The organism is Cohnella endophytica, assembly GCF_003628305.1.
GTDB classification, from domain to species: domain Bacteria; phylum Bacillota; class Bacilli; order Paenibacillales; family Paenibacillaceae; genus Cohnella; species Cohnella endophytica.
Window position 1 is genome coordinate 163,355 of the sequence record NZ_RBZM01000001.1, and the last position, 25,576, is coordinate 188,930.

The 25,576-nt window shown below is 50.0% G+C and carries 25 protein-coding genes; 18 read left to right on the plus strand and 7 right to left on the minus strand.

Translation table 11 applies throughout. The features are described from left to right. The first annotated feature begins 22 nt into the window (after positions 1-22). The 5 genes from D7Z26_RS00865 to D7Z26_RS00885 all read left to right on the plus strand — a co-directional run bounded on the left by D7Z26_RS00865 (position 23) and on the right by D7Z26_RS00885 (position 3,145). Positions 23-478, plus strand: a complete 456-nt coding sequence (locus tag D7Z26_RS00865; RefSeq protein WP_120973857.1) for a DMT family transporter — start codon at positions 23-25, stop codon at positions 476-478. A 138-nt stretch (positions 479-616) separates the two neighbouring features. Next, on the plus strand, positions 617-1,048 hold the full coding sequence (locus D7Z26_RS00870; protein WP_120973859.1) for a YciI family protein: 432 nt from the start codon (positions 617-619) through the stop codon (positions 1,046-1,048). Further along, the gene (locus D7Z26_RS00875; RefSeq protein ID WP_120973861.1) at positions 1,048-2,307 is read left to right on the plus strand and encodes an RNA polymerase sigma factor; all 1,260 of its coding nucleotides are present in this window, start codon (positions 1,048-1,050) and stop codon (positions 2,305-2,307) included. The genes D7Z26_RS00870 and D7Z26_RS00875 overlap by 1 nt, the downstream gene beginning before the upstream one ends. A gap of 94 nt (positions 2,308-2,401) precedes the next feature. Beyond that, complete coding sequence (locus D7Z26_RS00880; protein WP_120973863.1) at positions 2,402-2,758, plus strand: YciI family protein; 357 nt, start codon at positions 2,402-2,404, stop codon at positions 2,756-2,758. A gap of 45 nt (positions 2,759-2,803) precedes the next feature. Then, complete coding sequence (locus D7Z26_RS00885; protein ID WP_120973865.1) at positions 2,804-3,145, plus strand: DUF1801 domain-containing protein; 342 nt, start codon at positions 2,804-2,806, stop codon at positions 3,143-3,145. 109 nt (positions 3,146-3,254) lie between these two features. Here D7Z26_RS00885 and D7Z26_RS00890 read toward each other — a convergent pair whose 3' ends face one another. Both D7Z26_RS00890 and D7Z26_RS00895 read right to left on the minus strand, forming a co-directional pair. Continuing rightward, complete coding sequence (locus D7Z26_RS00890) at positions 3,255-4,544, minus strand: DHHW family protein (RefSeq protein WP_120973867.1); 1,290 nt, start codon at positions 4,542-4,544, stop codon at positions 3,255-3,257. A gap of 22 nt (positions 4,545-4,566) precedes the next feature. Continuing rightward, on the minus strand, positions 4,567-5,973 hold the full coding sequence (locus tag D7Z26_RS00895) for an MBOAT family O-acyltransferase (protein WP_120973869.1): 1,407 nt from the start codon (positions 5,971-5,973) through the stop codon (positions 4,567-4,569). Between the two features lie 186 nt (positions 5,974-6,159). Here D7Z26_RS00895 and rnz point away from each other — a divergent pair, with 186 nt between their 5' ends. Both rnz and D7Z26_RS00905 read left to right on the plus strand, forming a co-directional pair. After that, positions 6,160-7,089, plus strand: coding sequence for a ribonuclease Z (gene rnz, locus D7Z26_RS00900; RefSeq protein WP_120973871.1), 930 nt, complete (start codon positions 6,160-6,162; stop codon positions 7,087-7,089). A 318-nt stretch (positions 7,090-7,407) separates the two neighbouring features. After that, positions 7,408-8,061 (plus strand): FusB/FusC family EF-G-binding protein, encoded by a 654-nt coding sequence (locus D7Z26_RS00905; protein WP_120973873.1) that lies wholly within the window; start codon positions 7,408-7,410, stop codon positions 8,059-8,061. 66 nt (positions 8,062-8,127) lie between these two features. Here the strand turns inward: D7Z26_RS00905 and D7Z26_RS00910 are convergent, their stop codons facing one another. Then, positions 8,128-8,667, minus strand: coding sequence for an NADPH-dependent FMN reductase (locus tag D7Z26_RS00910; protein WP_120973875.1), 540 nt, complete (start codon positions 8,665-8,667; stop codon positions 8,128-8,130). Positions 8,668-8,954: 287 nt separating this feature from the next. On the opposite strand from D7Z26_RS00910, the gene D7Z26_RS00915 reads away from it, so the two are divergent. Both D7Z26_RS00915 and D7Z26_RS00920 read left to right on the plus strand, forming a co-directional pair. Further along, positions 8,955-9,953 (plus strand): type I glyceraldehyde-3-phosphate dehydrogenase, encoded by a 999-nt coding sequence (locus tag D7Z26_RS00915; RefSeq protein WP_120973876.1) that lies wholly within the window; start codon positions 8,955-8,957, stop codon positions 9,951-9,953. A 251-nt stretch (positions 9,954-10,204) separates the two neighbouring features. Further along, on the plus strand, positions 10,205-12,274 hold the full coding sequence (locus D7Z26_RS00920) for a penicillin-binding transpeptidase domain-containing protein (RefSeq protein WP_120973878.1): 2,070 nt from the start codon (positions 10,205-10,207) through the stop codon (positions 12,272-12,274). Here D7Z26_RS00920 and D7Z26_RS00925 read toward each other — a convergent pair. Continuing rightward, positions 12,240-12,932 (minus strand): FHA domain-containing protein, encoded by a 693-nt coding sequence (locus D7Z26_RS00925; protein WP_120973880.1) that lies wholly within the window; start codon positions 12,930-12,932, stop codon positions 12,240-12,242. The two genes, D7Z26_RS00920 and D7Z26_RS00925, sit on opposite strands and share 35 nt — an antisense overlap. Positions 12,933-13,113: 181 nt before the next feature. Here D7Z26_RS00925 and D7Z26_RS00930 point away from each other — a divergent pair, with 181 nt between their 5' ends. After that, a complete protein-coding gene (locus tag D7Z26_RS00930) occupies positions 13,114-15,294 on the plus strand; it encodes a heavy metal translocating P-type ATPase (protein ID WP_120973882.1) in 2,181 nt (726 codons plus the stop codon). Between the two features lie 4 nt (positions 15,295-15,298). Next, positions 15,299-15,982, plus strand: coding sequence for a sulfite exporter TauE/SafE family protein (locus D7Z26_RS00935; protein ID WP_120973884.1), 684 nt, complete (start codon positions 15,299-15,301; stop codon positions 15,980-15,982). A gap of 4 nt (positions 15,983-15,986) precedes the next feature. On the opposite strand, the gene D7Z26_RS00940 is transcribed toward D7Z26_RS00935, so the two are convergent. Beyond that, entirely contained in the window at positions 15,987-16,397 is a 411-nt protein-coding gene (locus D7Z26_RS00940; protein ID WP_158602142.1) for a FixH family protein, read from the minus strand. A 179-nt stretch (positions 16,398-16,576) separates the two neighbouring features. Between D7Z26_RS00940 and D7Z26_RS00945 the strand changes: the two genes are divergently transcribed. The 3 genes from D7Z26_RS00945 to D7Z26_RS00955 are packed head-to-tail and all read left to right on the plus strand — an operon-like array spanning position 16,577 to position 18,743. Beyond that, positions 16,577-17,311, plus strand: a complete 735-nt coding sequence (locus D7Z26_RS00945; protein WP_158602143.1) for a DsbA family protein — start codon at positions 16,577-16,579, stop codon at positions 17,309-17,311. Between the two features lies 1 nt (position 17,312). After that, positions 17,313-17,741: a disulfide oxidoreductase gene (locus D7Z26_RS00950; protein ID WP_120973890.1), complete on the plus strand. Its 429-nt coding sequence runs from the start codon at positions 17,313-17,315 to the stop codon at positions 17,739-17,741. A gap of 15 nt (positions 17,742-17,756) precedes the next feature. Next, positions 17,757-18,743 (plus strand): aldo/keto reductase, encoded by a 987-nt coding sequence (locus tag D7Z26_RS00955; RefSeq protein WP_120973892.1) that lies wholly within the window; start codon positions 17,757-17,759, stop codon positions 18,741-18,743. Positions 18,744-18,795: 52 nt separating this feature from the next. On the opposite strand, the gene D7Z26_RS00960 is transcribed toward D7Z26_RS00955, so the two are convergent. Then, positions 18,796-19,284 carry a DUF2798 domain-containing protein gene (locus D7Z26_RS00960; protein ID WP_120973894.1) on the minus strand — a complete coding sequence of 163 codons (489 nt, stop codon included), beginning with the start codon at positions 19,282-19,284 and terminating at the stop codon, positions 18,796-18,798. A 237-nt stretch (positions 19,285-19,521) separates the two neighbouring features. Here D7Z26_RS00960 and D7Z26_RS00965 point away from each other — a divergent pair, with 237 nt between their 5' ends. The 3 genes from D7Z26_RS00965 (at position 19,522) to D7Z26_RS00975 (ending at position 23,001) form a co-directional block, all read left to right on the plus strand. Beyond that, on the plus strand, positions 19,522-20,394 hold the full coding sequence (locus D7Z26_RS00965; RefSeq protein ID WP_120973896.1) for a cation diffusion facilitator family transporter: 873 nt from the start codon (positions 19,522-19,524) through the stop codon (positions 20,392-20,394). A 111-nt stretch (positions 20,395-20,505) separates the two neighbouring features. After that, the gene (locus tag D7Z26_RS00970) at positions 20,506-21,606 is read left to right on the plus strand and encodes a threonine aldolase family protein (protein ID WP_120973898.1); all 1,101 of its coding nucleotides are present in this window, start codon (positions 20,506-20,508) and stop codon (positions 21,604-21,606) included. Between the two features lie 162 nt (positions 21,607-21,768). After that, positions 21,769-23,001: an MFS transporter gene (locus tag D7Z26_RS00975; protein WP_120973899.1), complete on the plus strand. Its 1,233-nt coding sequence runs from the start codon at positions 21,769-21,771 to the stop codon at positions 22,999-23,001. Between the two features lie 33 nt (positions 23,002-23,034). Here the strand turns inward: D7Z26_RS00975 and D7Z26_RS00980 are convergent, their stop codons facing one another. Then, complete coding sequence (locus tag D7Z26_RS00980) at positions 23,035-23,985, minus strand: DMT family transporter (RefSeq protein ID WP_120973901.1); 951 nt, start codon at positions 23,983-23,985, stop codon at positions 23,035-23,037. Between the two features lie 197 nt (positions 23,986-24,182). On the opposite strand from D7Z26_RS00980, the gene D7Z26_RS00985 reads away from it, so the two are divergent. Continuing rightward, entirely contained in the window at positions 24,183-25,526 is a 1,344-nt protein-coding gene (locus tag D7Z26_RS00985; RefSeq protein WP_120973903.1) for an aminotransferase-like domain-containing protein, read from the plus strand. Positions 25,527-25,576 lie beyond the last annotated feature (50 nt).

Genomic DNA, 25,576 nt, shown 5'->3' on the forward strand with positions numbered 1-25,576 from the left:
CGAGAAAAAAGGAGCGGGGAGCATGATCATCGGCATGTCGTTGGCGATACTCGCCGGATCGTTGGTCGGATTGCAAAATATTTTCAACAGTAAAATGAACGAGCGATTAGGGGGATGGGCCACGACGGCGTACGTCCTGGGCTTCGGTTTCCTAGCTTCACTAATTCTCGGGTTCCTGTTCGAAGGCAAACAGTTATTCGACTTAAGTAACATGAAGACCTGGTACGGATTCAGCGGAATGATCGGAGTCGCCGTGGTCTTCTGTGTGGTGCAGGGAATCAAAAGGATTGGGCCGACTTATGCGATTTCCATCGTTCTTGCATCGCAACTTGCATTAGCTTTAATATGGGATTCCTTAGGTTTGTTTGGACTGGACAAGGTTCCGTTTACTCCCCGGAAAGGGATAGGCGTCATGGTCATCATCGCGGGGCTTGTAGTATTCAAGTTGAGCGGCAAGGACTCGAAGACGAAGACATAACGGTAAAATGGATGTATATTTGTGGAAAGGCAAAAAAATAAAAAAGTTTTCATTGAGCTGTCGATTACTCGGAAAGTCGTTCGTCGTCTATGTAGAGAGGCAAATAAGCTTCTAACATAATCTTAGGAGGAACTAAAAATGAGATTCATGATGATCGTAAAAGCGACGAAAGATTCCGAAGCCGGAGCTATGCCAAGTACGGAGTTAATCGAGGCGATGATGCGTTATAACGAGGAATTGGTCAATGCGGGCGTATTGGTTGCGGGCGACGGTTTGCATCCCAGCTCGAACGCGATTCGCATCTCGTATCCGGAGCCGGGCGGCAAACCGAAGGTTATTGATGGTCCTTTCACCGAGGCGAAAGAAATGATCGCCGGATTTACGATGATCGAAGTGAAATCGAGAGAAGAAGCGATCGAGTGGGCGCTTCGCATGCCGGATCCGCACGGTTTCGGCGAAGGACAGATCGAGCTTCGCCAAGTGTTCGAGGCGATGGACCTGACGCAAGATCCTGAATTGATCGCCAAGGAAGCCGCATTGCGTGAAAGAGCGGAGAGGCTTAAGAACTAATGTCGGCGTCCGCAACTCACCGCACGATCGATGCCATATGGAGAATCGAATCGGCCAAGCTCATCGCGGGATTGGCCCGTATGTTACGGGACATCGGTCTTGCCGAAGATCTGGCGCAAGATGCGCTGGTCATCGCCTTGGAACGGTGGCCCGATACCGGTATTCCGGACAACCCCGGGGCCTGGTTGATGACGACGGCTAAGCGCCGCGCGATCGATCTGCTGCGCAGGAACAAGTTGCGCGACAGGAAGTACGAAGAAGTCGGTCGCGAAATACACGCGTATGCCGAGGACGATATCGTGGGGGCGTTGGACGGAGAGATCGGCGACGATCTTTTGCGCCTGATCTTTACGACCTGCCATCCCGTCCTTTCCCAGGAGGCACGCGTGGCGCTAACGCTTCGGTTGCTCGCGGGGCTCACGACGGATGAAATCGCGCGCGCCTTCTTGGTCGCCGAATCGACGATCGCGCAACGAATCGTGCGGGCGAAGCGGACGCTAAATACTGCGCAAGTTCCTTTCGAAATGCCGGTAGCGCACGAGTTGAAGGAGCGCTTGTCCACGGTACTCGAAGTGATTTATTTGTTATTCAACGAGGGATATGCGGCGACATCGGGCGGCAGCTGGGTACGTCCGCTGCTCTGTCAAGAAGCGCTTAGACTCGGGCGCATGCTAGCGGAAATCGCGCCATCGGAGCCCGAAGTCCACGGACTGGTCGCTTTGATGGAGATCCAATCGTCCCGGTTTAAGACACGCGTTAACGCTAAGGGCGAGCCGATTCTACTTATGGATCAAAACCGTGCGCTATGGGATCGATTACTGATCCGTCGGGGATTGGCCGCGCTTGAACGAGCGCGCAGTCTGGGGCGCCCGCTCGGTCCCTACGCCTTGCAAGCCGCCATTGCCGCGTGCCATGCTCAGGCTCGAACGGCGGAGGAGACCGATTGGGCGCGAATAGCCGCCCTCTACGAAGCGCTTGCCCGCGCGATGCCATCTCCTATCGTCGAGTTGAATCGGGCGGTAGCCATCTCGATGGCGTTCGGTCCTTTGTTCGGCTTGCAGCTCGTCGAAGAGTTAACGTCCGAACCGATGCTGAAGGATTATCATTTACTGCCGAGCGTTCGCGGAGATTTCTTATTCAAGTTGGGGCGTTTCGATGAGGCTCGCTCCGAATTCGCTCGGGCGGCCTCGCTAACCCGTAACGAAAGAGAACGCGATCTTCTGTTGAAGCGCGTCGCCGAATGCCCGATCAGCGAATAGAAGGGGGGCGCCTTACAGCGATTCCCGAATACTAGCGATCGCGCGTCGATTATGCCGGTTCCCGTTCGTCGTATTGTAAAGGAGGGAATCACGGATGCGATATTTGTTAATGGTCAAAGCAGGGAAGCATGCGGAAGCAGGGGTCATGCCGAGCCGAGAGCTCGTCGACGCGATGTCCGAATACAACGAGCGACTTGCCCAAGCGGGAGTGCTCCTCGCGGCAGAAGGTCTCCAACCGAGCGCGAGCGGCATTCGTATCGCTTACCCGATGCCAGGCGATCATCCGGTCGTCACGGTCGGACCGTTCTTGGAAGACAAGAAGCTCGTTGCGGGATATACGTTGATCGACGTGGGCTCGGAGGAAGAAGCCGTCGAATGGGCATTGCGAATGCCCGATCCCAGCGGGTATGGAGAAGGCGAGATCGAGCTTCGACAATTGAAATCGAAATGATTGGCGGTCTAGCCGACTAACGACGAATATAAGGGAGAATGACGAATGAATCAGGAAGTGACGGATTTAATCGATACGGTAAAGGAACCTTGGCAGAAGGAACTTTGCTCCAGTCTGCGCGGAGTCGTTCATGGGGCGATACCGGATTTCCAAGAGCGAGTGCAATACAAGAAACCTCATTTCTTGAAAAACGGGAAATACGCGGCCGTCATCAGCACTTCGAAAGACGCGGTAAGCTTCACGGTCTTTAACGCGACCGGTCTATCTCTGCCGGATGGACTGTTCGACGGTCCTCCCGAACGAAAGACGATCAAGCTGAAGCAAGGTCAATCCGTCGATCTCGATCTGTTGTCGTCGTTAGTCGGTCAAGCTTCATCGACGTTATAATTGTCCTTTAAATAAAGTCGGAACACACAACCAAAACCAGCCGAGATCGCAACGGCTGGTTTTTTGTGAACTCTAAATCTTCGGTTATCCAAGTTGCAGGATTAGACTTCTAGGTCGACGAAGGAAGCTTCTCGAATTCATAAGTGCCGCTGAATAGATTGTCGTCGTGGAAAGCGATGATAAGGAGGTCGTAATGCTCGCTCGTCAGTATTTTTTTCAAGCTGAATTCCGAATAATAACGATTGTCGTAAACGGTTAGTTTGTTGAAGTGTTGGGCTAAATAGGGCGTTATCGGGTTCATGAATGAATCTTTTAGCAAGAGTACGTTTAACTTATTGTTGGCATTTGGATTTTCATACGCGATTTTGCGTCTGTCGCCGCCATACAGGGCTCCATACGAATAATCGCTTTGCCCTTTTTTGAATCCGTAAAATTCGTTGAAGTTCGTGAGCGTTTGTTGGCCGTATTTGCTGACGACTTCGAAGTTCTTGAAAATAAACGGAATTTTCGGTTCGTAAAGGATCGTTCTGTCCGCTTTTTTGCGACTTACGGCATCATGGATCTGCGCGTTATAGCTGCCCTCGAAGTTACCGGTCGTTAGCTTAGATACGTTGATGTCGTTCAAAGTCATAGGCTTATCTTCGAACCGTGGCGACCGATCGGAGATTTGAGTAATCATTTCTTGATAAGCCATAAAAGCGCCTTTGATGTTCCAATGGTGATCGGTTTCCAAGTAAAGCTGCTCCAACTGGGCGTTCGTCAAGGTGTCGAACTTGTTGCCGATATTCACGACGTTCATGCTTTTATCGAGCTTTGACAAGAAATAGCTCTTCGATTGGGCATACGCATCGGTTTGCATATATTTCGGATATAAATGCATCAATGATTTAGTTCTGGAAGGGTTAAATACGAAATAAGTTTCGGTACCGCGTTCCTCGGCGAAATGAACCGCGTCGTTCAATTTAGCGGTGGAGGCATCGATCAGATTCGTATGCACGACGCGATCGGTAGCCGGGAGAATCCACTTATGATTGGTCACCACAAGCTTGGAAATGATGCGCGAATCCACGATTTTGGTGCCCTCTTCGGGGCTGCGCCTCTCATCCGCGCGAAATAAATTCTCGAACAGCATGGAGTTATATATTTTGGAGTTTTGCTGAAGTTGATAAAGGCTCACCATTTGGTCACGTAATACGAATTGGTCATTCAAATACTGATTAATGTCCTCGAAAAAACCGCGCGTAGTTACGGCTTCGAAAGTGAATGCGGGCAATTGGCTTAACGTTCTGTTCTCGATGGCGGAGACGTTTCTATCCGGCGTACAGATACTAGAAATCGCGAATCCGAAAATAATCGTTAAAAACGCGACGATATAGAGGTATGAGATCGATTTGTTCACTTCTTTACTCCTAACGATACGATTAAAATCTAAAATACAAGAAAGGGTTATACGTCGAATTTATAAGATACAAGATGACTTCCGCGAACAGGAAGAAGTTGAACCCTAACGCCAATACGGTTTGTACACGGGTTATTGATTCGCCGAACCGTAACGTTCGAAGTTTCGTATATAACGGCATGGCCACGAGAATAGCAATAGCGAAGACGAGCCAATTCAGAGATAACAAAGCCAGAGCCTGGGAATCGAATATTTCGTTGCCGCGAGTAGAGAATAGGGAGAAGATGAAATCCGTCGCGTATCCGAAATCGTCGGCGCGGAAGAAAACCCAGCCGACCATGACGAGCAGTAGCACGACGACATGATTGAACGGATAAATTTTAGTCAGCATCTTTTCGAGACCTGCTTTTTCCAAAGCGATCAGGATTCCGTAAAACGTTCCCCATGCGACGAAAGTCCAACTGGCCCCGTGCCAGAACCCCGTTAGCGACCACACGATGAATAAGTTGCGATAAATCTTCCATCGAGCGACACGGCTTCCACCGAGCGGAATATACACATAATCCCTGAACCAACTGCCAAGAGAGATGTGCCAGCGTCTCCAGAACTCGGAAATGCTTTTGGCGATATACGGATAATTAAAGTTTTCCGAGAACTCGAAGCCGAACATTTTAGCTAATCCGATTGCCATATCGCTGTAACCCGAAAAGTCGAAATAGATTTGCAGGGTGTAGGCGATAAGGCCAAGCCATGCGCTTCCGCTGGAAAGGTCCGTCGTTGACGTGGCGAAGACGGTGTCTGCAACGGACCCGAGCGGGTTGGCCAACAATATTTTTTTGGACAAGCCAAAGATGAAACGTTGAATACCCTCGGCGAATTGAACGGATGAAAATACGCGTTGGCCGAGTTGTTCGGCGACGGCGTTATATCGAATGATGGGACCCGCTACCAGCTGCGGGAAAAACGTAATGTAAAGCGACAAACGGAAGAGATTCCGTTGAGCTCTTTCCTTTCGGCGATAGACATCGATTAAGTAACTAAGCGCATGGAACGTATAAAAGGAAATTCCGATAGGTAAGGGTACCGGCTTCATGTGTATATTCATGTGCAACGCGGAATTCACGACTTCGACAAGAAAATTCGCATATTTATAGAAACCTAAAAGACCGATATTCATAACGATTGCCGTTGTTAAGATCGCGACTCTCTTTTTCTCGCGTTTGTCGGTTCTATCGATCCATATCCCATAACCATAGTTCATGAGAATGGAGACGATCATGAGTACGACGTACCTCGGTTCGCCCCATGCGTAGAACAATAGACTAAAAAGCAGAAGAATCGTATTTTTGAGTTTGAACGGAACTAAGTAATAGAGCGCTAGTACAAGCGGTAAAAAGAAAAACAAAAATTGGACCGAACTAAAAACCAAAACGGACTTCCTCCTTGGTGCTGGATCTTATGCGCGAATTCTCGAATTAACGAGGATTGTGTCGTATATTCGATTATAATGCCAGCGATCCCCTTATGAAAGGTGAACATATACCCATTAGGATTCGGTCACTTTGCTTTTTCATGGGAAGTTGGGAAAGATAATGGAAGAACGGAGGGCTGTCTCATGCAAATCTTATTTTTGGGTACGAGTGCGGGAAGACCTACGAAAGAGCGCAACGTCACGTCCATCGCGCTGTCGGTACACGGACATTTTAACCGCTTTTGGTTATTTGATGCTGGAGAAGGAACGCAGCATAGATTGCTTGAAACGAAGCTGAAATTAAATAAGCTTGAGCGGATTTTCATTACTCATTTGCATGGAGATCATCTCTACGGCTTGCCCGGCCTATTGTGCAGTCGTTCTTATTTCGATGGCGCGGGTCCGTTGCAAATATACGGGCCAACGGGCATTCGCGATTACATCGAGAGCGCGTTTCGTCATAGCAGCGCCCATCTGGATTACGAGCTTGAAGTGACCGAGATCGAAGCCGGACGAATCATCGATGAACCGGAATATCAGGTCGAGGTCGCGGAGTTAGACCATCGAATTCTCAGCTTCGGATACCGGATTGTCGAAAGTCCGCAATCGGGAAAATTGGATACCGGGAAATTAGCCCGGCTAGGCGTTCAACCGGGACCCTTATACGGCAAGTTAAAGAACGGAGAAGACGTGACTTTGCCGACCGGACAAATGATCCATTCAGCCGAAGTCGTCGGACCTACCTCCCCGGGACGAATCGTTACCATTCTCGGCGATACCCGTCCGTGCGCGAACGCCGATTCCTTAGCCCGGGTTGCAGACTTGCTCGTGCATGAGGCGACCTTTGCCGGCGGCATGGAGGAGAAGGCGAACGAATACGGACATTCGACGATTATTCAAGCTGCGCAATGTGCCTCGAACGCGCAAGCGAAGAAGCTCGTCGTAACGCATTTCAGTTCGCGCTTCGGGGAGGAGGACGTGGCTCGGCTTGTCGAAGACGCTTCTTCCGTGTTTCCGGATACGGTTGCCGCTTATGATTATTTGGAGGTTGACGTGCTTAAGGGAAATAATTGAAAAAGAAAAATAAGGAATGGAATACGTTTCGCAACGCGGTCGACGGTGGGTTGGATTGCTTGCCATGGGAAATAACGAGCAATTGAAATGTCGGTCCGTTTATTTTATACTGATCACATCTTCAGGAGAGGAGGTTGGTAGGGATGGCAATCGGAGATTGTCGGACTAGCTTGACTCATGCAAAGCCCGGTATGGAGGCGATACTTTGCGTGAGGCGCGATCAAGATGTACCCTATCGCCCCTAAGATGAGGTAGTCGTTTCTAATGCTTGGCTTTGCGACCTTATGATCTTTAATTCGAATAAGGGGCTGAGCCAAAATGAGTACACCATTTATTAGAAACCACCACTTTAATTTAATTAAGAACCAAGCGAATAACTTACTGAACGCCATTCGAACCGTAGCCGATTTAAGGGTCGTCGAAACGGTAAGGTCTAGCGTGGAAGCAACGATCGTCGAACTGTTTCCTGAAGCCTCGGAAGAGCAACTAAAGTTGCTTAGAGCTGTCATCACATTGGAGACGGCAAGCGATTTTCAGCGTTATTATGCTTCATTAGAACCGTTCTTGACGGAATTTCCGCGGATAACGAAAGATCAGATCGTGAAGCTGTTCCCTAAGAACAAGAAGCTGAGCATCCCCGATCTGCAATCGATCGACTACCGGTATGTAACCTATCTAAGTTGGGTCGACGTCGGTTCCAATAAACTGTTCATCGTGTATGAGCGCAACGGGAAGTTCGTCGGCGTCGAAGGCAGAGCTACGCCCACGAATAAGAAAAATTATTGCTTCGTATGCAACAAATACGAAGAGCTCGCTCTGTTCTCGGCGGTATCCAAGAAGAGACCGGCCAATGCATCGCCCGATTATTACAAAGCGGTAGGCAATTACTTGTGCGCGGATAGCCGCGAGTGCAATAAGAAATTGACGGACGTTACGGCTTTGGAAGGCTTTCTCCGGGCAGTATTAGAGTAGACTTGGCAATCCGTAAACTAAAAACCCTCAACTCTTAACGATAAGAGTTGAGGGTTTCTTTACCTATTAACGAATTGTTTTGAGCGCGCCGCTCCAAGAGAGCACTTGGTCAAGCATGCCGTTTACGTTCGTCAGGTGAAGATCGGCCGGTTTGAAGACGGATCCGTTCTCGAAGTCCGTGAACAGGGACAATGCGGGATGTACGCGTACGTCCGCTACAGACAGCTCGCCCAGAATTCCGCGTAAATGTTCAGCCGCGCGTGCGCCGCCTACGGAGCCATAGCTAACGATGCCTGCCGCTTTATTGTTCCAAGCGTCGCGGGCGTAATCGAGCGCGTTTTTCAACGATGCCGAGATGCTATGGTTATACTCTTGAACGATAAATACGAAACCGTCCAGGCTAGCGAGCTTTACGTTCCAAGCCGTTGCTTGTTCCGTCGCGTCTGCTTCGCCGAGCAATGGAAGCTTATAATCCGCGATATCCACGATTTCATAATTCGCGTCCCCGCGTTGATCTCCGATTTTTTTAACCCATTCACCGACTTGCGGACTTACGCGACCTTGTCGCGTGCTTCCTAGGATGATACCGATGTTTAATTTGGACATTGTAAATTCCTCCTCAGTAGTCTGTTTTGCCCACAAGCTATCCTTTCGGGATGAACATACTCTCTAGATGGTTCCACAATTGAAAGGATCTATTCATGAAAACTAACAATATTTATGCACAGTTCAAATTGTCTTAATATCAAGATTTTTTGAACATGAACTAAAGATAACAAACCTAATTGGTTTTGTCAAGCAACTAACAATTCGTAAGTTCTAGACGTTCCGCAGGAAAATGAGTAAACTGTACCTGTTCAGCTTCAGCAATTATTTCGCAATGGAGGGTAACTATGGGTAAAATCGGGATTTATGGATTCGGACGTATCGGAAGGCAACTATTGAGAGTCGCATTGCAGGAAAATTTATTCGTTCCGTTATCGATCTCGGATATTAAAGACGAAGCAACACTTGCCGCTCTGTTCGAAGTGGATACCAACTACAAACGTTGGCAAGAACCCGTTTCTGGTCAAGAAGGCGTCCTATCGATCGGCGGCCGTGATATCCAGTTTATCAATTCGTCCAGGGAAGTTCCCGATTGGAAAGCACTGGGCGTCGATCTGGTCATCGATTGCACGGGTAGAGCCGTTACCCGCCCCATAGCGCAGCTTCATCTGGATCGCGGCGCCAAAAGGGTTCTCGTCAGCGGACCGAGCAAAAGTCTTGAGGACTGCGATGCGGTGTTGCTGAAGGGAATTAACTTAGAAAGTTTCGATCCGGACAAACACAAGATCATTAGCATGGCGAGCTGTACGACGAACGCGCTGGCTCCGGTCGTGAAGTTGATCAGAGAAAACTTCGGAATTAAATACGGTCTGTTCTCGACGGTCCATTCTTACACGAATACGCAGTCGCTTACGGATCAGCCGATGAAGGATCGAAGGGACTCTTGGGCTGCTGCGGAAAATATTATTCCATCGTCCTCAGGTGCAGCGAAAGCGCTCAAGTTCATTTGGAACGATCTTCAGATTACGGGCAAGGCGTATCGTATCCCGACTCGTACCGGAAGCATCGCCGAGCTTAACCTGATCACGGAAAAGCCGTGTTCCGTCGAGCAAGTCAACGATCTGTTCCGCGGCGCGGCCAAAGAAGGTGAGTTGAAAGGGGTGCTCGACGTCTTGGAAGGCGAGTGGGCATCTTCGCGCATCGTAGGCGATTCCCATTCGTCGATTATCGATCTCCCTCTCACCCAAGTTCAAGGCGAGCTAGTATCCATCGCGGCCTGGTACGACAATGAATGGGGTTACGCGTCAAGACTGGCGGAAGTCGCCGCATATCTTGCAAACCGGTAATTATATTACAAAGGGCTAACGGGCGTTTATTAACGAGGATAGCCTTTAGTCGAGTTAACCATCCTGCTCAGAAAAAACCGTGCCGAACGCACGGTTTTTTTGTTCATGCAACGTCACATTCGCACTTTGACATCGAATTATCATGACGTCGTGATTCGATTTCTATTGAATGGGATAATAGGCTGAATTATGATAACGTTGAACGATACTATCCTATATATTCCAAATTGAATAGAGCGGGTGAACATACGATGAGAAAACATTTCGGGTTGCTGGCGGCTTTATTACTTCTATTGGCGTTATGCGCATGTACCAAAACTGAGGAGAAGGAAAAGGAGAAGGAACCCGATCCTATGGGGACGGCGAAGGAATACGTGTCCGAGTGGCAGCAGCAAAATTTCTCGGACATGTATGCCCGGCTAACTCCGAAAGCCAAAGCGGGAATGACGGAAGAACAATTCACGCAACGCTACCAGAAAATCTACGACGGCATCGACGCGAAACAAATTACGGTTACGATAAAGCCGCAGCCTGAGCCGCAGCAGCCCCAGGAGACGCAATCTCCCAATCCGGAGCCTTCCGAATTAACTTTCGCTTACCACGTCCGGATGGATACGATCGCGGGACCGATCGAATTCGATCAACAAGCGAAGCTGGTGAAAATAGAGGTCGGCGCGGAGCCTAAGGAGACGAAGTGGTTTATCGATTGGAATCCTTCGCTGATCTTCCCCAATATGAAGGAGGGGGATAAAGTCAGGGTTCGCACGCTTGTTGCGGAGCGCGGAATCATTTTGGACAGAAACGGGAACGGACTGGCCATCAACGGGAGCGCGCCGCAGCTTGGGATCATTCCGGGAAAACTAGGCGATGACCCGGAAGCCGTCAAAGCGCAATTGGCCGCCAAGTTGAACATCGACGTCAACGATATCAATAAAAAGCTAAGCGCCTCCTGGGTCAAGCCCGACTTGTTCGTTCCGATCGCGATCATTAACGAAGACGAGATCGAGGATTACGATAGCTTTCCGGGCGTTGCCATTCAGGAAAAGAAGCTTCGCGAATATCCCTATGGCGAGGCTGCCGCGCATTTAACCGGTTATATCGGGGAAATCAACGCCGAGGAATTGGAGAAACGCAAAGAGAAAGGGTACAAAGTCGGCGATTTATTGGGGAAAGCCGGCTTGGAGCAAGTGTTGGAGGATCAATTGAGGGGAACGAACGGAACGGTTATCTCGATAACCGACGATAAAGGCGAAGTTAAAGAGGTCCTTGCGGAAAATAAGGCCGTTCCCGGAACGACATTTAAGCTAACCGTCGATGCGGTATTGCAACAGACGATCTACGAGGAAGTCAAACAGGACGCCGGATCCGTTGCGGCTATTCATCCGCTGACGGGCGAGATCCTTGCTTTGCTGAGCAGTCCGTCGTATGATCCAAACGCTTTCGAGACCGGCTTATCCGGAGCACGTTACGACGAATGGAATAGCGATCCGAGACACCCGTTCCTGAATCGTTTCTCGAAAGGCTACGCTCCGGGATCCTCATTCAAAGTGGTCACGGCGGCTATTGGATTGGACACGCAAACCCTCGATCCCAACGAGGCCAAGCCCATATCCGGACTGACATGGACGAAGGACGGATCATGGGGCAATTATTACGTCAAAAGGGTACACGACGTGAATCCGGTTAATCTAACGAATGCCCTTATCTATTCGGACAACATTTACTTTGCCCAAGCGGCGCTGCGGGTCGGTGCCAAAGCATTCGTCCAAGAGGCGGCCAAATTCGGTATCGGAGAACAACTGCCGATCGCCTATCCGATCAGCAAATCCCAACTGTCGAGCAGCGACTTCAAGAACGATATCCAACTCGCGGATTCCGGCTACGGGCAAGGACAGGTCGCGATGTCTTCTCTTCACGTCGCGTTAGTATTCTCCGCTCTCGTTAATGGAGGGAATATCGCTTATCCCAAGTTGATGGTTGAAGAGGATAATAGCCTTCCGCTCTTATGGAAGGAAGGCGCGATGTCGCCGGAAACGGCGGACATCCTGAAGGAGGATCTCATTCAAGCCGTCAAAAGCCCCAAAGGCGTCGGACATGGCGCATACGTTAACGGAGCAACCATCGCGGGTAAGACGGGAACCGCGGAGTTGAAACAAATCAAAGGAGGAGACGGCCAAGAAAACGGTTGGTTCGTCGGGTTTAACGCGGACGATCCGCAATTGTTGTTGGCCGTCATGATCGAGGAGGTCAAGGGAAGAGGAGGAAGCGGCTACGTCACGCCTAAGGTCAAACGGATTTTTCAACAAGTCCTGAGAAAGTAAGAATGTAACCCTTCCCCCGAATGCTCTCGATGTGAATGGCATGATTCGTTTTCTTCCGCAAACGATAGAGAAGGGAATTGACCTCTTCCGAACCGGCGGAAGGGGTTGATTCGTCGTCGGCTCTTTCCGGCCACACATAGTTGACGAGCTCGTCTCTGCCGACGAATTGATGTACGTTGCGCGCCAGTATTTCCAGGCAACGGTACTCTTTGTCGGAAAAATGATAGCTCCGTCCTCGCAGCTGCATCGTCTGCCTGACCGGGTCCAATTGACATTCCGGGGATAAATCGGCTTGTTGGGCATAAGGCATGAAGTCCATCGTTTCTTCCCAAAGTTTCGTCGAGAACGTAAGATAAATGGCTCCTCTTGCCAATGAAATATTGTCGGATGACTTAAGTAGGGCGGGCGTGAACGGAATCAAACGGTTTCCGTTCACTTCCGTACCGTGCTTGCTTTCCAAATCCATAATATAGTAGCTGCCTTTGTCGTAATAGATCGAGGCTTGTTTCCTTGAGACGAAAACATTCTCGAATCCGATGTCCGGCTCCAATTGCGCGTTTTTTCTGCCGAGAATGACGTTCCCGCTTTGAATCTGAAGCGTCGTTCCCTCGTCATAAGGGAATCCGCGCAGAACGATTAAATAAGGATGAAGTCCCATGCGAATTACCTCGTTCCGTAAACGTATTTTTGAAAGTGATTCTCTTCTATCATACTACTTATCGTAAATCTATCAAATGCTTGGCAAGCAACAACTCATTCGAGCTATTCTTGAATTCCTCCGAACCTCATAAGATAAGAACAGCATGATTGTCCCGGGCGGACAAAGTTCGGAGGATCGCATGAACAAGATAGACCTGCAAATTACGGGAATGACTTGCGCGGCATGTTCCGCCAGAATAGAGAAGGTGCTCCTGCGCATGGACGGGGTAAAAGAGGCCGGCGTAAACCTGGCAACCGCTTCGGCAACTGTCCGATGGGAAGGGCATTCGACGGACCCCGATGAGATTATCGGCAGGATTCAGAAGCTTGGCTACGGCGCTACCCGACGCGTGAACGCGGAATCCGGATTTCAACTGGAGGCGCGCGACTATCGCAATCGATTCCTCTTTGCGCTTGTTTTATCCGTGCCTTTGTTAACCATTATGATCGGTCATTGGTTTGAGCCCCTTGCAAGCGTTACCCCTGAGTTTTTCTCCAATGCCTATTTTCAGTTAATCTTGGGCTCGATCTTAACTTCTTATGCGGGATACCCTTTCTATGCGGGCGCCTACCAGGCTTTGAAGCAAGGTATGCCGAATATGGATGTGTTGGTCGCTCTAAGCATTAGCGCCGCTTATTTGTACAGTCAATATCATGTGTTCCTATCCTCGGGAGCTCACGGCATCGGTCATGGGCATCACGACTATTATTTCGATTCGATCGCCATGGTCCTCACCTCCGTTACGTTCGGCAAATGGATGGAAGCAATCGCGAAAGGCAACGCCTTGCGGAGCCTATCGTCGCTTTATTTGCTTCGAGCGGAATCGGCGACCGTCGTTCGACCGAATGGGACGCTGGAACAAATTCCGATCAAGGAGCTTCGAATCGGCACGCTACTTTCCGTCGCAACCGGAGAGGGGATTCCAACCGATGGCATCGTAATGGACGGAATGGCGGAAATCGAAGAGTCGTTGTTAACCGGGGAAGCTTTATTGGCCGTAAGGAAAAAAGGCGATCGCGTATACGCGGGAACAAGGCTCGCGAGTGGCAGCCTTGTCATGCGTGCCGCAACCAGCCCATTAGACACGCTGCTTTCCCGAGTGATCTCCTTCGTCGAGGAAGCCCAACAGAGTAAGCCGCGCATTCAACGCCGAGTCGATCTCATCGCCGCCTATTTCGTTCCGGGGATTCTCGCATTGGCCGCCGCGACTTACGTCGCTTGGGCTAATCTTTCGACATCCGCGGAAGCGTTCGGGGCGGCTATGGCGGTATTACTGGTCGCTTGTCCATGCGCGCTAGGATTGGCTACTCCGGTGTCGATCCTGATCGGATCGGGATTGGCGGCGCGAAGGGGCATTATTTTCAAAGAAGGGGCCATGATCGAGACGCTCAGCCGCGCGGACGCCTTCGTCTTCGATAAAACAGGTACGCTTACGGAAGGGAAACCGGTAATCGCGGATATTACATCTGATCGAATGCCTGCGATCAAGCTGCTTAAGTTGGCGGCATCGTTGGAACGGCATTCCGACCATCCATTCGCGAAGGCGATCGTAATGAAGGCTCAGGCCCACGGATTGTTGCTGTCGCCGGCTACGGAAATCGAACAGTATCCGGGAAAGGGAATGTCCGGAGTCGTCGAACACTATCGGATTGTTATCGGTCATTCGCACTGGCTCGATGAACTCGGATTCGAGGTGACGGAGGCGGAGCGGATGGACTCGAAGCTGCATATCGTCCTACAGAATAGGTTGTCCGGTTCGATCGGCTTTCGGGATCCGCTCCGCGAGGATGCCGCGAAGACGATAAGCTGGCTAGGGAGCAGAGGAGAGCTGTGGCTTGCAACCGGCGACGGCGAGAGCGCCGCGGCTTCGATCGCCGCTCAAGCGGGCATAGACAAAGTGAAATCGAGAATGCTTCCGGAAGATAAGCTGGCATTGGTACATCGGCTTCAGAAACAAGGCCGCATTGTGGCTATGGTAGGGGACGGGGTAAACGATTCAGCCGCGCTTGCCGCGGCGAATGCGGGAATCGCAATCGCCGGAGGTAATGATGCCGCGCTGCAATCAGGAGATATCGTCATCGTCGGGGGCCGCATGTCGGGTATTAAAGAGGCATTGCTCATAGCCAAGCGGACGATGCGAAACATTCGCCAGAACCTAGGTCTCGCCCTCTTCTATAATGCGATTATGATTCCGCTCGCCGCGGTAGGATGGCTTGATCCGCGTGCGGCATGCGTCTGCATGGCTTCAAGCTCCGTCCTCGTCGTGGGCAATTCGCTTCGCTTAAAGCGCGTCCCGATCGGGACGACGGAAAGGGAATGAGCCAATGACGGGCGATTCGATTGTCGTTGCCTTGCTCGCGGGGGTCGTCGGAGCTCCGCATTGCATTATTATGTGCGGAGGAATCGGTTCCTCGATCGCGATGGAGGCGAAAAGCAACGCGCTGCGTCCGCTGCTGGCCTATCATTTGGGGAGAATCGTTACCTACGGGCTCACGGGAGCAATCATGGGGGCGGCCGGATCCTTCCTGAACGTGGTCGCGGGACATTTCGTTGGTTTTCAAGCTCTCGCCAGCATGCTTGGAGGAGCAATGATCTTGTTATGGGCGTTTCGCAAATATTCGTTGCCTTTGCATGGAATAAAGTTGCCGGGCCGGAACCGGTTACGTATGTTCGCCGATCGGATTCGTTCCTCCTTCGAATTGACCGCGATCTTCCTTACGGGATTGATGCTCGGACTTCTTCCATGCGGCTTAACATACTCTATGCAGATGCGGGCAGCGGCGTCGGGATCGTGGCTGGATGGTTTTTTTATGCTATTCTTATTCGGGTTGGCCACGATCCCCATGCTCGTTATCGTCGCTTTATCCGCCAAGGGGTTCAATCGAAAATGGAGACAACGGTTGAGAAAAGCAGGTTTCTTCGTCGCAGTGCTGATGGGAGTGTTGTCGATCATGAAAGGACTCAGCGCGAACGATTGGATTCCATCGGTTCACCCCTGGCTATGGTAAATCATTAACTTACGGCAAAGGGATGGCGGACGGTATATTGTTCATTGCCGATGCGTACGCTCGCTTCGGCTTCCCAGCGGCCCTTCATGACGGGAACGACCGTCGCTTCATAGGTTCCTTGCCGGATCTCGCGAATCGTGGCGGGGAAAATGCCGCATAACATTTTGGGCATCTTGATTTGCATTTGAACCTTATCGCTAGGAACGGGAACTCCGTCCGCGTTGGCGACAATGATGTCGAAGCTCATCTGCTGCATGGGTGAATTGTCCGAAGATACCGATTGAACGATGATCCGGAAATCGTCTTGGGCAAGTTCGGTCGAAGAGGGAAGAGAGGCGGCTTGCGTCTCCCCGATTTGTCGCCATATAACGATTAACACGACAATTAATGACATAAAATAAATAATCTTTTTCATGGTGTGCCCTCCTTCGCAATGAATTGTATGCGTTTCTAGGGGCTTTAAACACTTTGAGTAGGATTTATTTAAGTTCATTAAGGATTGGGATTAGCCCTAAAGAGTCATTTGGTTGAATCGAAAAACTGTTATACTTTTAATGTTATAAATACGCGAAATGAATGAGGAGGAGGGAAATGATGTCAGGAAAGCCTAAACCTAAGACGCAACGAGCCCGGAACGCGAGACCCAGAAGATCAACTCAGGCGAAGAACAAGAACTCCGCCAAGTCGCTAGTGTTATATACGACCGCCCTTGTCGTCCTGTTCCTCGCGATCTTCATGATCAATCGAGCGATGAACGATCATCAAGATGCTAAGCGTTATGACGATCCGCCATCGATCGTCAACCAACCCGTCATCGGCAGCGAGCAAGCCAAAGTAACCTTAATCGAATTCGGAGATTACAAATGTCCGTCCTGCAAACAATGGAGCGAACGGATTTATCCGCAATTGAAAGCTCAATACATCGATTCCGGACAAGCCAAGTTAGCCTTCATCAATACATTGTTCCATGGCGAGGAGTCGAGGCTTGGGGCTCTCGCAGGTGAAGCCGTACTCGCGCAAAATAAAGAGGCGTTCTGGGAGTTCAACGAGGCGATGTTCGCCGCTCAGCCGGACTACGAATCAGCGTGGTTAACGGAACAAAAGATCAAAGAAGTCGCGGATTCGTTGCCGACGCGGATCGATGCTCAGAAACTTATGGACGATGTCGCGAACGGGACAACATCATCGCAAGTCGATCTCGATACGAGCCTCGTAAACAAGTATCGGATTAACCAAACGCCGACGCTGATCATTAACGGCACGGTTGTCAAAAATCCGTTCGACATCAATGAAATCAAGTCCATCATCGATCAAAATTTGGGGGACTAACATGAGCAGGAAGCTAGAGGCCGCGCAGCCCTATCTCTTGTATTGCGCATGGATCGTGTCCGTGATCGCGACATTGGGAAGCTTATATTTCAGCGAGATTCGCGGATACGTTCCTTGCGAGCTTTGTTGGTATCAGAGGATTCTGATGTATCCGCTGACCGTGCTTCTTGGAATCGCCGCCTATCACGGCGAAGTATCGATTAAGAAATACGTTCTGCCGCTAAGCGTGATCGGGTGTGCCATCTCGACTTATCATTATTTGCTACAAAAGGTTCCCGGCATGCACGAGATCAAACCTTGCACGAACGGAATTCCTTGCAACGTGGATTACATAGATTGGCTCGGTTTTATTACGATACCGTTGCTAGCCTTAATCGCATTTATTATCATAGGTATTAGCCTGTCGTTCATTAGGCGGAGTCAAGACTAGAGGGGGTTAATCACCTTGCAAATCAGAGTACTTGGACGCAGCGGGCTTGCCGTGTCGGAATTATGTCTCGGAACGATGAGCTTCGGCAATACGACCGACGAGAGCGATTCGATTCGGATGATCGACCTGTTCAGAGAGCAAGGCGGTAATTTTCTTGATACCGCGAACGTTTATGTTAACGGCAGATCGGAAGAAATCGTAGGCAAAGCGATCAAAAACGTACGTTCGGAGGTCGTCCTGGCTACGAAAGTACGGATGCATACGGCCGACCATCCGAACGGGGCGGGCGTCTCGCGCAAGCATATTATGCAGAGCGTCGAGGAGAGCTTGCAACGGTTGCAAACGGACTATATCGATCTGTATCAAGTCCATGTGTGGGATCATCTGACCCCGATCGAAGAAACGCTTCGAGCGCTCGATGATCTCGTTTCCTCCGGAAAAGTGCGTTATATCGGTTGTTCCAATTTCTTTGCTTGGCAACTGATGAAATCACTTGCCGTGAGCGATGCCAATCGTTACGTCCGGTTCATATCCATTCAGCCGCAATATAGTCTCGTAAGCCGCGAAATGGATCGGGAAATGATGTCGTTGTGCTTGGAAGAGAACGTAGGGGTCATCCCTTGGGCGCCGCTTGGAGGCGGGTTCCTAACCGGCCGTTATTCGAAGGAGGAGCCGACCACGGGGCGTTTGTCATCCAAGATCGGCGAGAGTTCGTGGGCGTTGCGCGGAACGGAGCGTAACTTCGAAATTCTCGATGCGGTCCAATCCGCCGCCAGGGAACTGGATAAGACGCCCGCGCAAGTGTCGCTCAACTGGTTGCTGAACAGAAAAGGCATCACTTCGCCGATATTCGGAGCGAGCACGTTAGAGCAATATGCCGATAATATGGGGGCGGTAGGCTGGAAGATGCCGCAAGCAATATGGGATCGCCTGGACGAAGTCAGCGCGCTGCCTTCCGAGTACCCGAATCGCTTCATCGCCAAGTTCGCCCGAACTTATTAATGCAATTAAATAATTACGCAAAGCCCGCGGACATCGCGGGCTTTTTCCATTACTAATTGTATTCAAGCTTAGGTTGAGCGCTATTTTTAATAAATTTAACAAGAATCCATCTTGATAATGGTCCGACGATTAAGAGCTGAGACGGATACGCGACGGCAAAGTTTCGAATAATCAACTTAAAATAATGCATGAATAGCGACCCTTCAAGATGGTTGCTTAGTATAGCGGTGATAAGACCATAAACCGACATGCAAATGACCATGCCGACTACCATACAAGTCGAAACCGCAACAATAACTTTTAATTTCTTTGATTTATCATAAGGAAGCTTAAATGCAATTCCTCTCATAATGGGTCCTACTAAAAAGGTCTCAACGATAAAGGCGACGATGAAAGTGAGAGAATAGTTAAATAAAACGCTCCAAAACGTTAGGGTGCCAAGTAACCCTTCCATGTACATATTATAGAAATACATAACGGATACCATACCAAAAACCATCATTAAACCAAAATATATACCTTCTCTTTTATTGCTCGGCAATTTCAATCTTCCTTTCTTCTTTAAGCTTTTTTCATCATACTTAGATAAAATTTTCTTCGTAAGTGAACACTTTGTGACATGATGGCTTCTTTGACTCCCGCAAGAGAGTTGCGGACAGACAAGAGTGTTTCGTCTTCCTTACAGTATGAAAGCTCCCCAACACTGTTTCTCTAGACCCACTCGAACCTACTCCTGTATGATGTTTGAAGATTACTTTGATTCGGGGAGAGAACGCTCATGGAGCTTTACGGAGACATCAAACAGGGAGAAAAAGGCGCTTGGTTAAGTATCATCGCCTATATCTCGTTATCGTTACTTAAGCTCAGCATTGGGTACTTATACAATTCAGAGGCTCTGCTTGCCGACGGGTTAAACAACTCCACGGATATCGTGGCGTCGATCGCGGTTTTGGTGGGATTGAAAATATCCAGAAAACCTCCGGATCGCAATCACCGCTACGGACATTTCCGGGCGGAAACGGTCGCGGCGTTAATCGCGTCCATCATTATGGCCGCCGTCGGCTTACAGGTTTTGTACCAATCCGTAAGTAAATTTTTCGAAGATGCCGTCGAAACTCCCGATATGATAACGGCTTGGACGGCGATCTTCTCCGCCGGCGTCATGTATTTGGTCTACTTGTACAATATTCGGCTTGCGAGAAAAATAAACAGCAACGCGATTACGGCAACGGCCCAAGATAATCGTTCGGACGCATGGGTCAGCATTGGCGCTTTCGTCGGCATTATCGGCGCCCAATTGGGATGGCCTTTGTTAGACCCGATCGCGGCATTCCTCGTCGGTATCCTGATCTGCAGGACGGCTCTCCAAATTTTCCGCCACGCATCGCACGCTTTAACCGATGGCTTCGACGAGAAGGAGCTCAAGCGGTTTAAGAAAACGATCGAATTAACGCCAGGAGTCCATAAGGTAAATGACATTAAAGCGAGAATACATGGAAACAACGTTTTGCTGGATGTTACCATTCAAGTCAAAGCAAGCCTGAACGTCGTAGAAAGCCATGAGATTAGCGACAATATCGAACAAAGGATGCTCCAAGACCACCAAGTCGGACACGTTCACATCCATGTGGAACCCGTAGCGCGAGATTAGGGGCAAAACCGAAAAAGTCATTTGACTGTTTCCGAACCGTTGGTTACGATATTTTTACGCTTTGCGGCGATATTTATCAGGCTCACGGTTGAACGGAAGGGGTAAATCAGCTTGAAAAACGGAAATCATTCACTCTTAGAGGCATTTAACAACACTACTTATCAAGTATCCGGCCACGGGAAAAGGAACGTTCAAGTTCTGAAGGACGCATTCGACGATGCGGACGGAAACATGAATAGCGATATGTATGGAAACGGCAAGCCGATTGAAGAGTTTCAAGAGAAGATGGCAAAGTACTTAGGTAAGCCTTCAGCCGTGTTTTTCCCTAGCGGAACGATGGCGCAACAAATCGCTTTAAGAATATGGTGCGATCGCATCGGAATCAAGAAAGTCGCTTATCATCCTCTAAGCCATCTGGAAATTCATGAACAGGACGGATTAAAACAGCTTCATCATATCGAAACCGTCCTCCTCGCGGACAAAGAGAGAACGATCGAACTCGAAGACGTCCTGAATATGAAGGAAGATGTGGCGTGCGTATTGCTAGAACTGCCGCAGCGCGAGATCGGCGGCCAATTGCCGACCTACGAAGATTTAGAAGCCATATCGGCCCACTGCCGCGCCAAAGGCATCAAGCTGCATCTCGACGGCGCAAGGCTATTCGAAATTTTGCCTTATTATCGGAAAACGGCTTCCGAGATCTGCGGTCTGTTCGATAGCGTTTATGTTTCCTTATACAAGGGCATCGGAGGGATCGCCGGGGCGATTCTTGCCGGGGATGAAGATTTCACGTCCGAATCGAAAATATGGAAAAGAAGGCACGGCGGCGATTTAATCAGCTTGTATCCGTATATTCTCAGCGCCGATAAGTATTTCGATCAAAGAGTATCTAAGATGGACACCTATTACGAGGGAGCGAAGGAACTCGCGGAATTATTCAACGAGTGCCATGCGATCTCGACGAAGCCGTCGATCCCGGTATCGAATATGTTTCACGTGCATGCGGACATGCCTAAGGAGCGTTTCGAATCTGCGTTAACCTCCGTGCACGAACAATCGGGAATAGGGATCTCTCCGTATGTTAATTCGACAAGCGATACGGCCTGTTATTTGGAAATCAGCATCGGGGATCGTTATGAGGCCATTCCGAAAGCTGAACTCAAGAAGGCATTACGATTGCTTGACGAGACGATGAAAAAATTATTTAGGTAAGCCGAAAATGGATAACACAGCGGAATAGAAGGGATTGGAGCCCGCGCGAGGATGCGCGGGTTTTTGTTATGCGGAATTTTACCTTTTCGGGGGGATGAAGTTAGGTTTTGGATGAGAAGATATACGGACGACCTTCAGCAGGTTAGGAAAGGAGGTAGCACCGTGAAGGAAAAGAAAAAACTGGATTTAGCCGCGCTGGCGTCGATTCCTTTAATTATGACACTGGCGAATTCGATGCTGATTCCCGTTTTGCCGCTCATGCAAAGAAAATTGGGAGTTACCTCGGTGCAGATCAGCTTGATCATTACGATCTATGCCGCCGTGTCTATCGTCTGCATTCCGGTTGCCGGATATTTATCCGATCGTTTCGGTCGCAAACTCGTCATTATCATCAGCATGTCTATCGTGGCGGTAGGAGGACTCGTATCCGGTTGGGCCGCATGGCGAATGGATCACGGGGCGGCGTATACGGTGATCCTCGTCGGGCGGTTAATCCAAGGCATGGGAGCCGCCGGCGCATTCCCGATCGTTATGCCATTAGTCGGCGACATGTTCGACAGCGAGGAAGAGGTGAGCAGCGGACTTGGCATGATCGAGACATCGAATACGTTCGGTAAAGTCGTGAGTCCCATACTAGGCTCGGCTCTTGCGCTTATCGTATGGTTTTTGCCCCTGGCCGTCATCCCCTTGATCTGCTTGTTCTCGATCGTTGCCGTTGCAATCTGCGTTAAGAAACCGAAAGGACAGCAGCAGAACCCCATATCGCTAAAACAGTTCGTTCTCGACATCCGTAAAATATTGTCCGAGAAGGGGCGTTGGCTCTATGCCATATTCGCGATCGGAGGCATTGCCATGTACGTATTGTTCGGTTTCTTGTATTTTCTTTCTTCCGTGCTGGAAGAAAAGCATGGCATCGAAGGCATATGGAAAGGGGTTTTGCTCGCGATTCCGCTCAGCGCCATTTGTCTTGCGTCTTTGCTTACAGGAAAACTGGTCGGCGAGAATAAGCAGAAAATGAAGTGGTTCACCGTCGCCGGATCGACGATCGCGACGGCCAGCATGGCCGTATCGGCCTTTATCCATTCCGGCTCCCTTGCGCTGCTGATCGTTCTTCTCTCGGTAGGCGGCGCGGGCATCGGGTTTATTCTTCCGAGTCTCGATGCCTTAATTACGGAAGGAATCGATAAAAAGCAACGTGGGACGATTACCTCTTTGTATAGCAGCATGCGATTTATCGGCGTGGCGGCCGGTCCTTTGGTAACGTCGTTGCTTATCAAAAACCAGATTTTATTATTTTATATTTTCGCGGGAGTCGGATTGGCTTGTTGCGTTATTGCTCTGTTTGCGATCAGACCAAGCAAGATGGAGACCAAGCCGTCGCTGAAAGCCTCTTAGTTTTGTTGCACAATGGGGTTTGACGTCAGCGCGTTATGCCTCCGTACACTCCGCCGTGAACACAGGTTTCGCCGCTTTACGGCGTCCGAAGCGATTCGTTCCGAGAACCCCGGCGATGATCAGCAAAGAGCCGACGACGTGGTAAACCGTATTTTTTTCGTCGAGAAACATCGCCCCGGCCGTTAACGAGACGATCGTCGACAGATTGGAGAACACGCTTATTTTGGACGCTTCTATTTTCGATAAGGCATAGTTGGCCAACAGCGCCGTGACGAGCGACGCCATTCCGCCCATATAAAGAATCGAAAGATCGAAAGTTAAGCTCGAGAGCGGGGCGAAGAGAAGATCAAGCGTTCCTGCCGCGGCATGATTGATGATCGAGACGACTAGAAAAAACAAGAAGCCGATTCCCGACGTCAAATAGACGAGCTCCATCGGGCTGAATATTTTCAGAAGCGATCTGGCCAGTACGCTATAGCCGGCAAAAGCCACGCAAGTCAGGAACAACAGGAATAGGCCCATTAGATTCGACGGATCGATGCCACCGCCTTTCATCATAAAGATAAACACGACGCCGAATACCGAAAGGAAGGTCGATAGCTTCTGCATGATTGTCGTGGCTTCCTTCAGGAAAACAGAGGCGAGGATCATCGTTACGATAGGCGTAAAAGCATACAAAATGCCTCCCTCGGCAGAGGTGGCTTGTTTCAATCCATAAGCTTGAAGCGTGAAAAATCCGAGCGGATACATCGTTGCGAGCCACAGTACCTTGCTTAACGGCTTTCCTCGGTAGTTCAGCTTAATCCAACCGCAAGCTATAGGGATCGATAACAGCGCGAAGGAAACCGCAAAGCGATACATCAGCGTGTCGAGCGGGAGGGCGCGATCGAGCGCCATTTTGGTAAACAAGAATGAAAATCCGATGATGACCGCGTTAATCACGGCAGACAAATAGGCTAGCTTCAAGCTTGGTCGGTTATTCATAAGTAATTTTCGCCTCTCTTCTACGTTAGGAAGGAATCTTGTTGGGGGACCATTCATCCGTTACTAATAACGTTAAGGCTAATCGGTAAACCGAACAACATCCGATTACCGCAACTGTATCGATACAGTTGCTTTTTCCTGTATAATGGACGGCAGAAAAGAGCTTGTACCGCATATGGCGAACGGAGGGGACTGGCATGGCGAAATACGAGATCATTGTTGCGGATATGGAGCGGAAAATCGCGCAGGGCCACTATCGTTCGGGCGACAAGCTTCCTTCCGTGCGCGATGCCACGAAAGCTTACGAATGCAGCGTAAGCACGATCATTCGGGCGTACGCGGAGCTAGAGAAGCTCCATGCGATCTATTCCGTTTCGCAGAGCGGTTATTACGTAGTCGAGAAGACGGAGGATACGAGCGCGGTCAGGGCAAACGAATCGATCGATTTCGCGTCTGCGTCCCCGGATTTGAACGTGTTTCCTTATCGCGATTTCCAGCATTGTTTAAATAAAGCCATAGATACGTACAAGTATCACCTCTTCACCTACGGAGATCCGCAGGGGTTGGATAGGCTACGCCAGACGCTCGTATCCCACTTGGCGGATTCTCAAGTGTTCGCGAAGGCGGAACGGATTTTCGTTACTTCGGGCGCGCAGCAAGCATTAGAGATTTTGGCGAAAATGCCGTTTCCGAACGGGAAGCGGCTGATCTTGGTCGAACAGCCGAGCTACGATCTTTACTTGAGGTTTCTGGAGGCGGAAAATATTCCGGTCCGGGGAATCGAACGTACGGCGGAAGGCATAGATTTGCGGAAATTGGAGGCTATCTTTGAGTCGGGTAATGTTAAGTTTTTCTATACGATGTCGAGGTTTCACAATCCGTTAGGAACCTCGTATAGCGTTGAAGAGAGGAAAGCGATCGCCGGCTTGGCCGGCAAATACGACGTGTACGTCGTCGAGGACGACTATATGGCCGACTTGGGAGAAGAGCGGAGTTTCGATCCGATCTTCGCTTACGACAGAAACTCTCGCGTCGTCTATCTGAAGAGCTTCTCGAAAATCATTTTCCCCGGCTTGCGATTGGGAGCGGCCGTACTTCCTCATGAATTGTTGGACACTTTCCGTTCATTCAAGAGAAGCGGCGATACCTCGTTACTGTCTCAAGCAGCGCTTGAAGTGTACATCGGCAACGGCATGTACGAGAGGCATAAGCACAAAATCGGCAGCGAGTACGCGTCGCGAATTCGCGCGCTGAACGTAGCGCTGCAACGTTACAACTCGGGAGGGTTAATCGAGGTTTCGAAAGTGAACTCCGGCATTTACGTACAGCTTAAGCTTCCACTGACGGTAAACTTGGAGCGCCTTACCCAACGGCTCGCCGCCCGGAATATACACGTCGTACCGGGAAAACCGTTCTACTTGCCGGATTACCTCGAGCGGGAGAAATTTCTACGGATCAGCATTTCCAGGACGCGGCTGGATCAGATCGATGAGGGAGTCAAAGCGATCGTCGAGGAAGTCGGACGCCGCGAGACGAGTTGAAGCCCGGAATGAATTCGGATGTGCGAATACCATGCTGTAACACGCTGGAA

Coding starts and splice junctions, on each gene's coding strand:
- D7Z26_RS00865 (WP_120973857.1), top strand. CDS start 23: ATGATCATCGGCATGTCGTTGGCGATACTCGCCGGATCGTTGGTCGGA.
- D7Z26_RS00870 (WP_120973859.1), top strand. CDS start 617: ATGAGATTCATGATGATCGTAAAAGCGACGAAAGATTCCGAAGCCGGA.
- D7Z26_RS00875 (WP_120973861.1), top strand. CDS start 1,048: ATGTCGGCGTCCGCAACTCACCGCACGATCGATGCCATATGGAGAATC.
- D7Z26_RS00880 (WP_120973863.1), top strand. CDS start 2,402: ATGCGATATTTGTTAATGGTCAAAGCAGGGAAGCATGCGGAAGCAGGG.
- D7Z26_RS00885 (WP_120973865.1), top strand. CDS start 2,804: ATGAATCAGGAAGTGACGGATTTAATCGATACGGTAAAGGAACCTTGG.
- rnz (WP_120973871.1), top strand. CDS start 6,160: ATGCAAATCTTATTTTTGGGTACGAGTGCGGGAAGACCTACGAAAGAG.
- D7Z26_RS00905 (WP_120973873.1), top strand. CDS start 7,408: ATGAGTACACCATTTATTAGAAACCACCACTTTAATTTAATTAAGAAC.
- D7Z26_RS00910 (WP_120973875.1), bottom strand. CDS start 8,667: ATGTCCAAATTAAACATCGGTATCATCCTAGGAAGCACGCGACAAGGT.
- D7Z26_RS00915 (WP_120973876.1), top strand. CDS start 8,955: ATGGGTAAAATCGGGATTTATGGATTCGGACGTATCGGAAGGCAACTA.
- D7Z26_RS00920 (WP_120973878.1), top strand. CDS start 10,205: ATGAGAAAACATTTCGGGTTGCTGGCGGCTTTATTACTTCTATTGGCG.
- D7Z26_RS00925 (WP_120973880.1), bottom strand. CDS start 12,932: ATGGGACTTCATCCTTATTTAATCGTTCTGCGCGGATTCCCTTATGAC.
- D7Z26_RS00930 (WP_120973882.1), top strand. CDS start 13,114: ATGAACAAGATAGACCTGCAAATTACGGGAATGACTTGCGCGGCATGT.
- D7Z26_RS00935 (WP_120973884.1), top strand. CDS start 15,299: ATGACGGGCGATTCGATTGTCGTTGCCTTGCTCGCGGGGGTCGTCGGA.
- D7Z26_RS00940 (WP_158602142.1), bottom strand. CDS start 16,397: ATGAAAAAGATTATTTATTTTATGTCATTAATTGTCGTGTTAATCGTT.
- D7Z26_RS00945 (WP_158602143.1), top strand. CDS start 16,577: ATGTCAGGAAAGCCTAAACCTAAGACGCAACGAGCCCGGAACGCGAGA.
- D7Z26_RS00950 (WP_120973890.1), top strand. CDS start 17,313: ATGAGCAGGAAGCTAGAGGCCGCGCAGCCCTATCTCTTGTATTGCGCA.
- D7Z26_RS00965 (WP_120973896.1), top strand. CDS start 19,522: ATGGAGCTTTACGGAGACATCAAACAGGGAGAAAAAGGCGCTTGGTTA.
- D7Z26_RS00980 (WP_120973901.1), bottom strand. CDS start 23,985: ATGAATAACCGACCAAGCTTGAAGCTAGCCTATTTGTCTGCCGTGATT.
- D7Z26_RS00985 (WP_120973903.1), top strand. CDS start 24,183: ATGGCGAAATACGAGATCATTGTTGCGGATATGGAGCGGAAAATCGCG.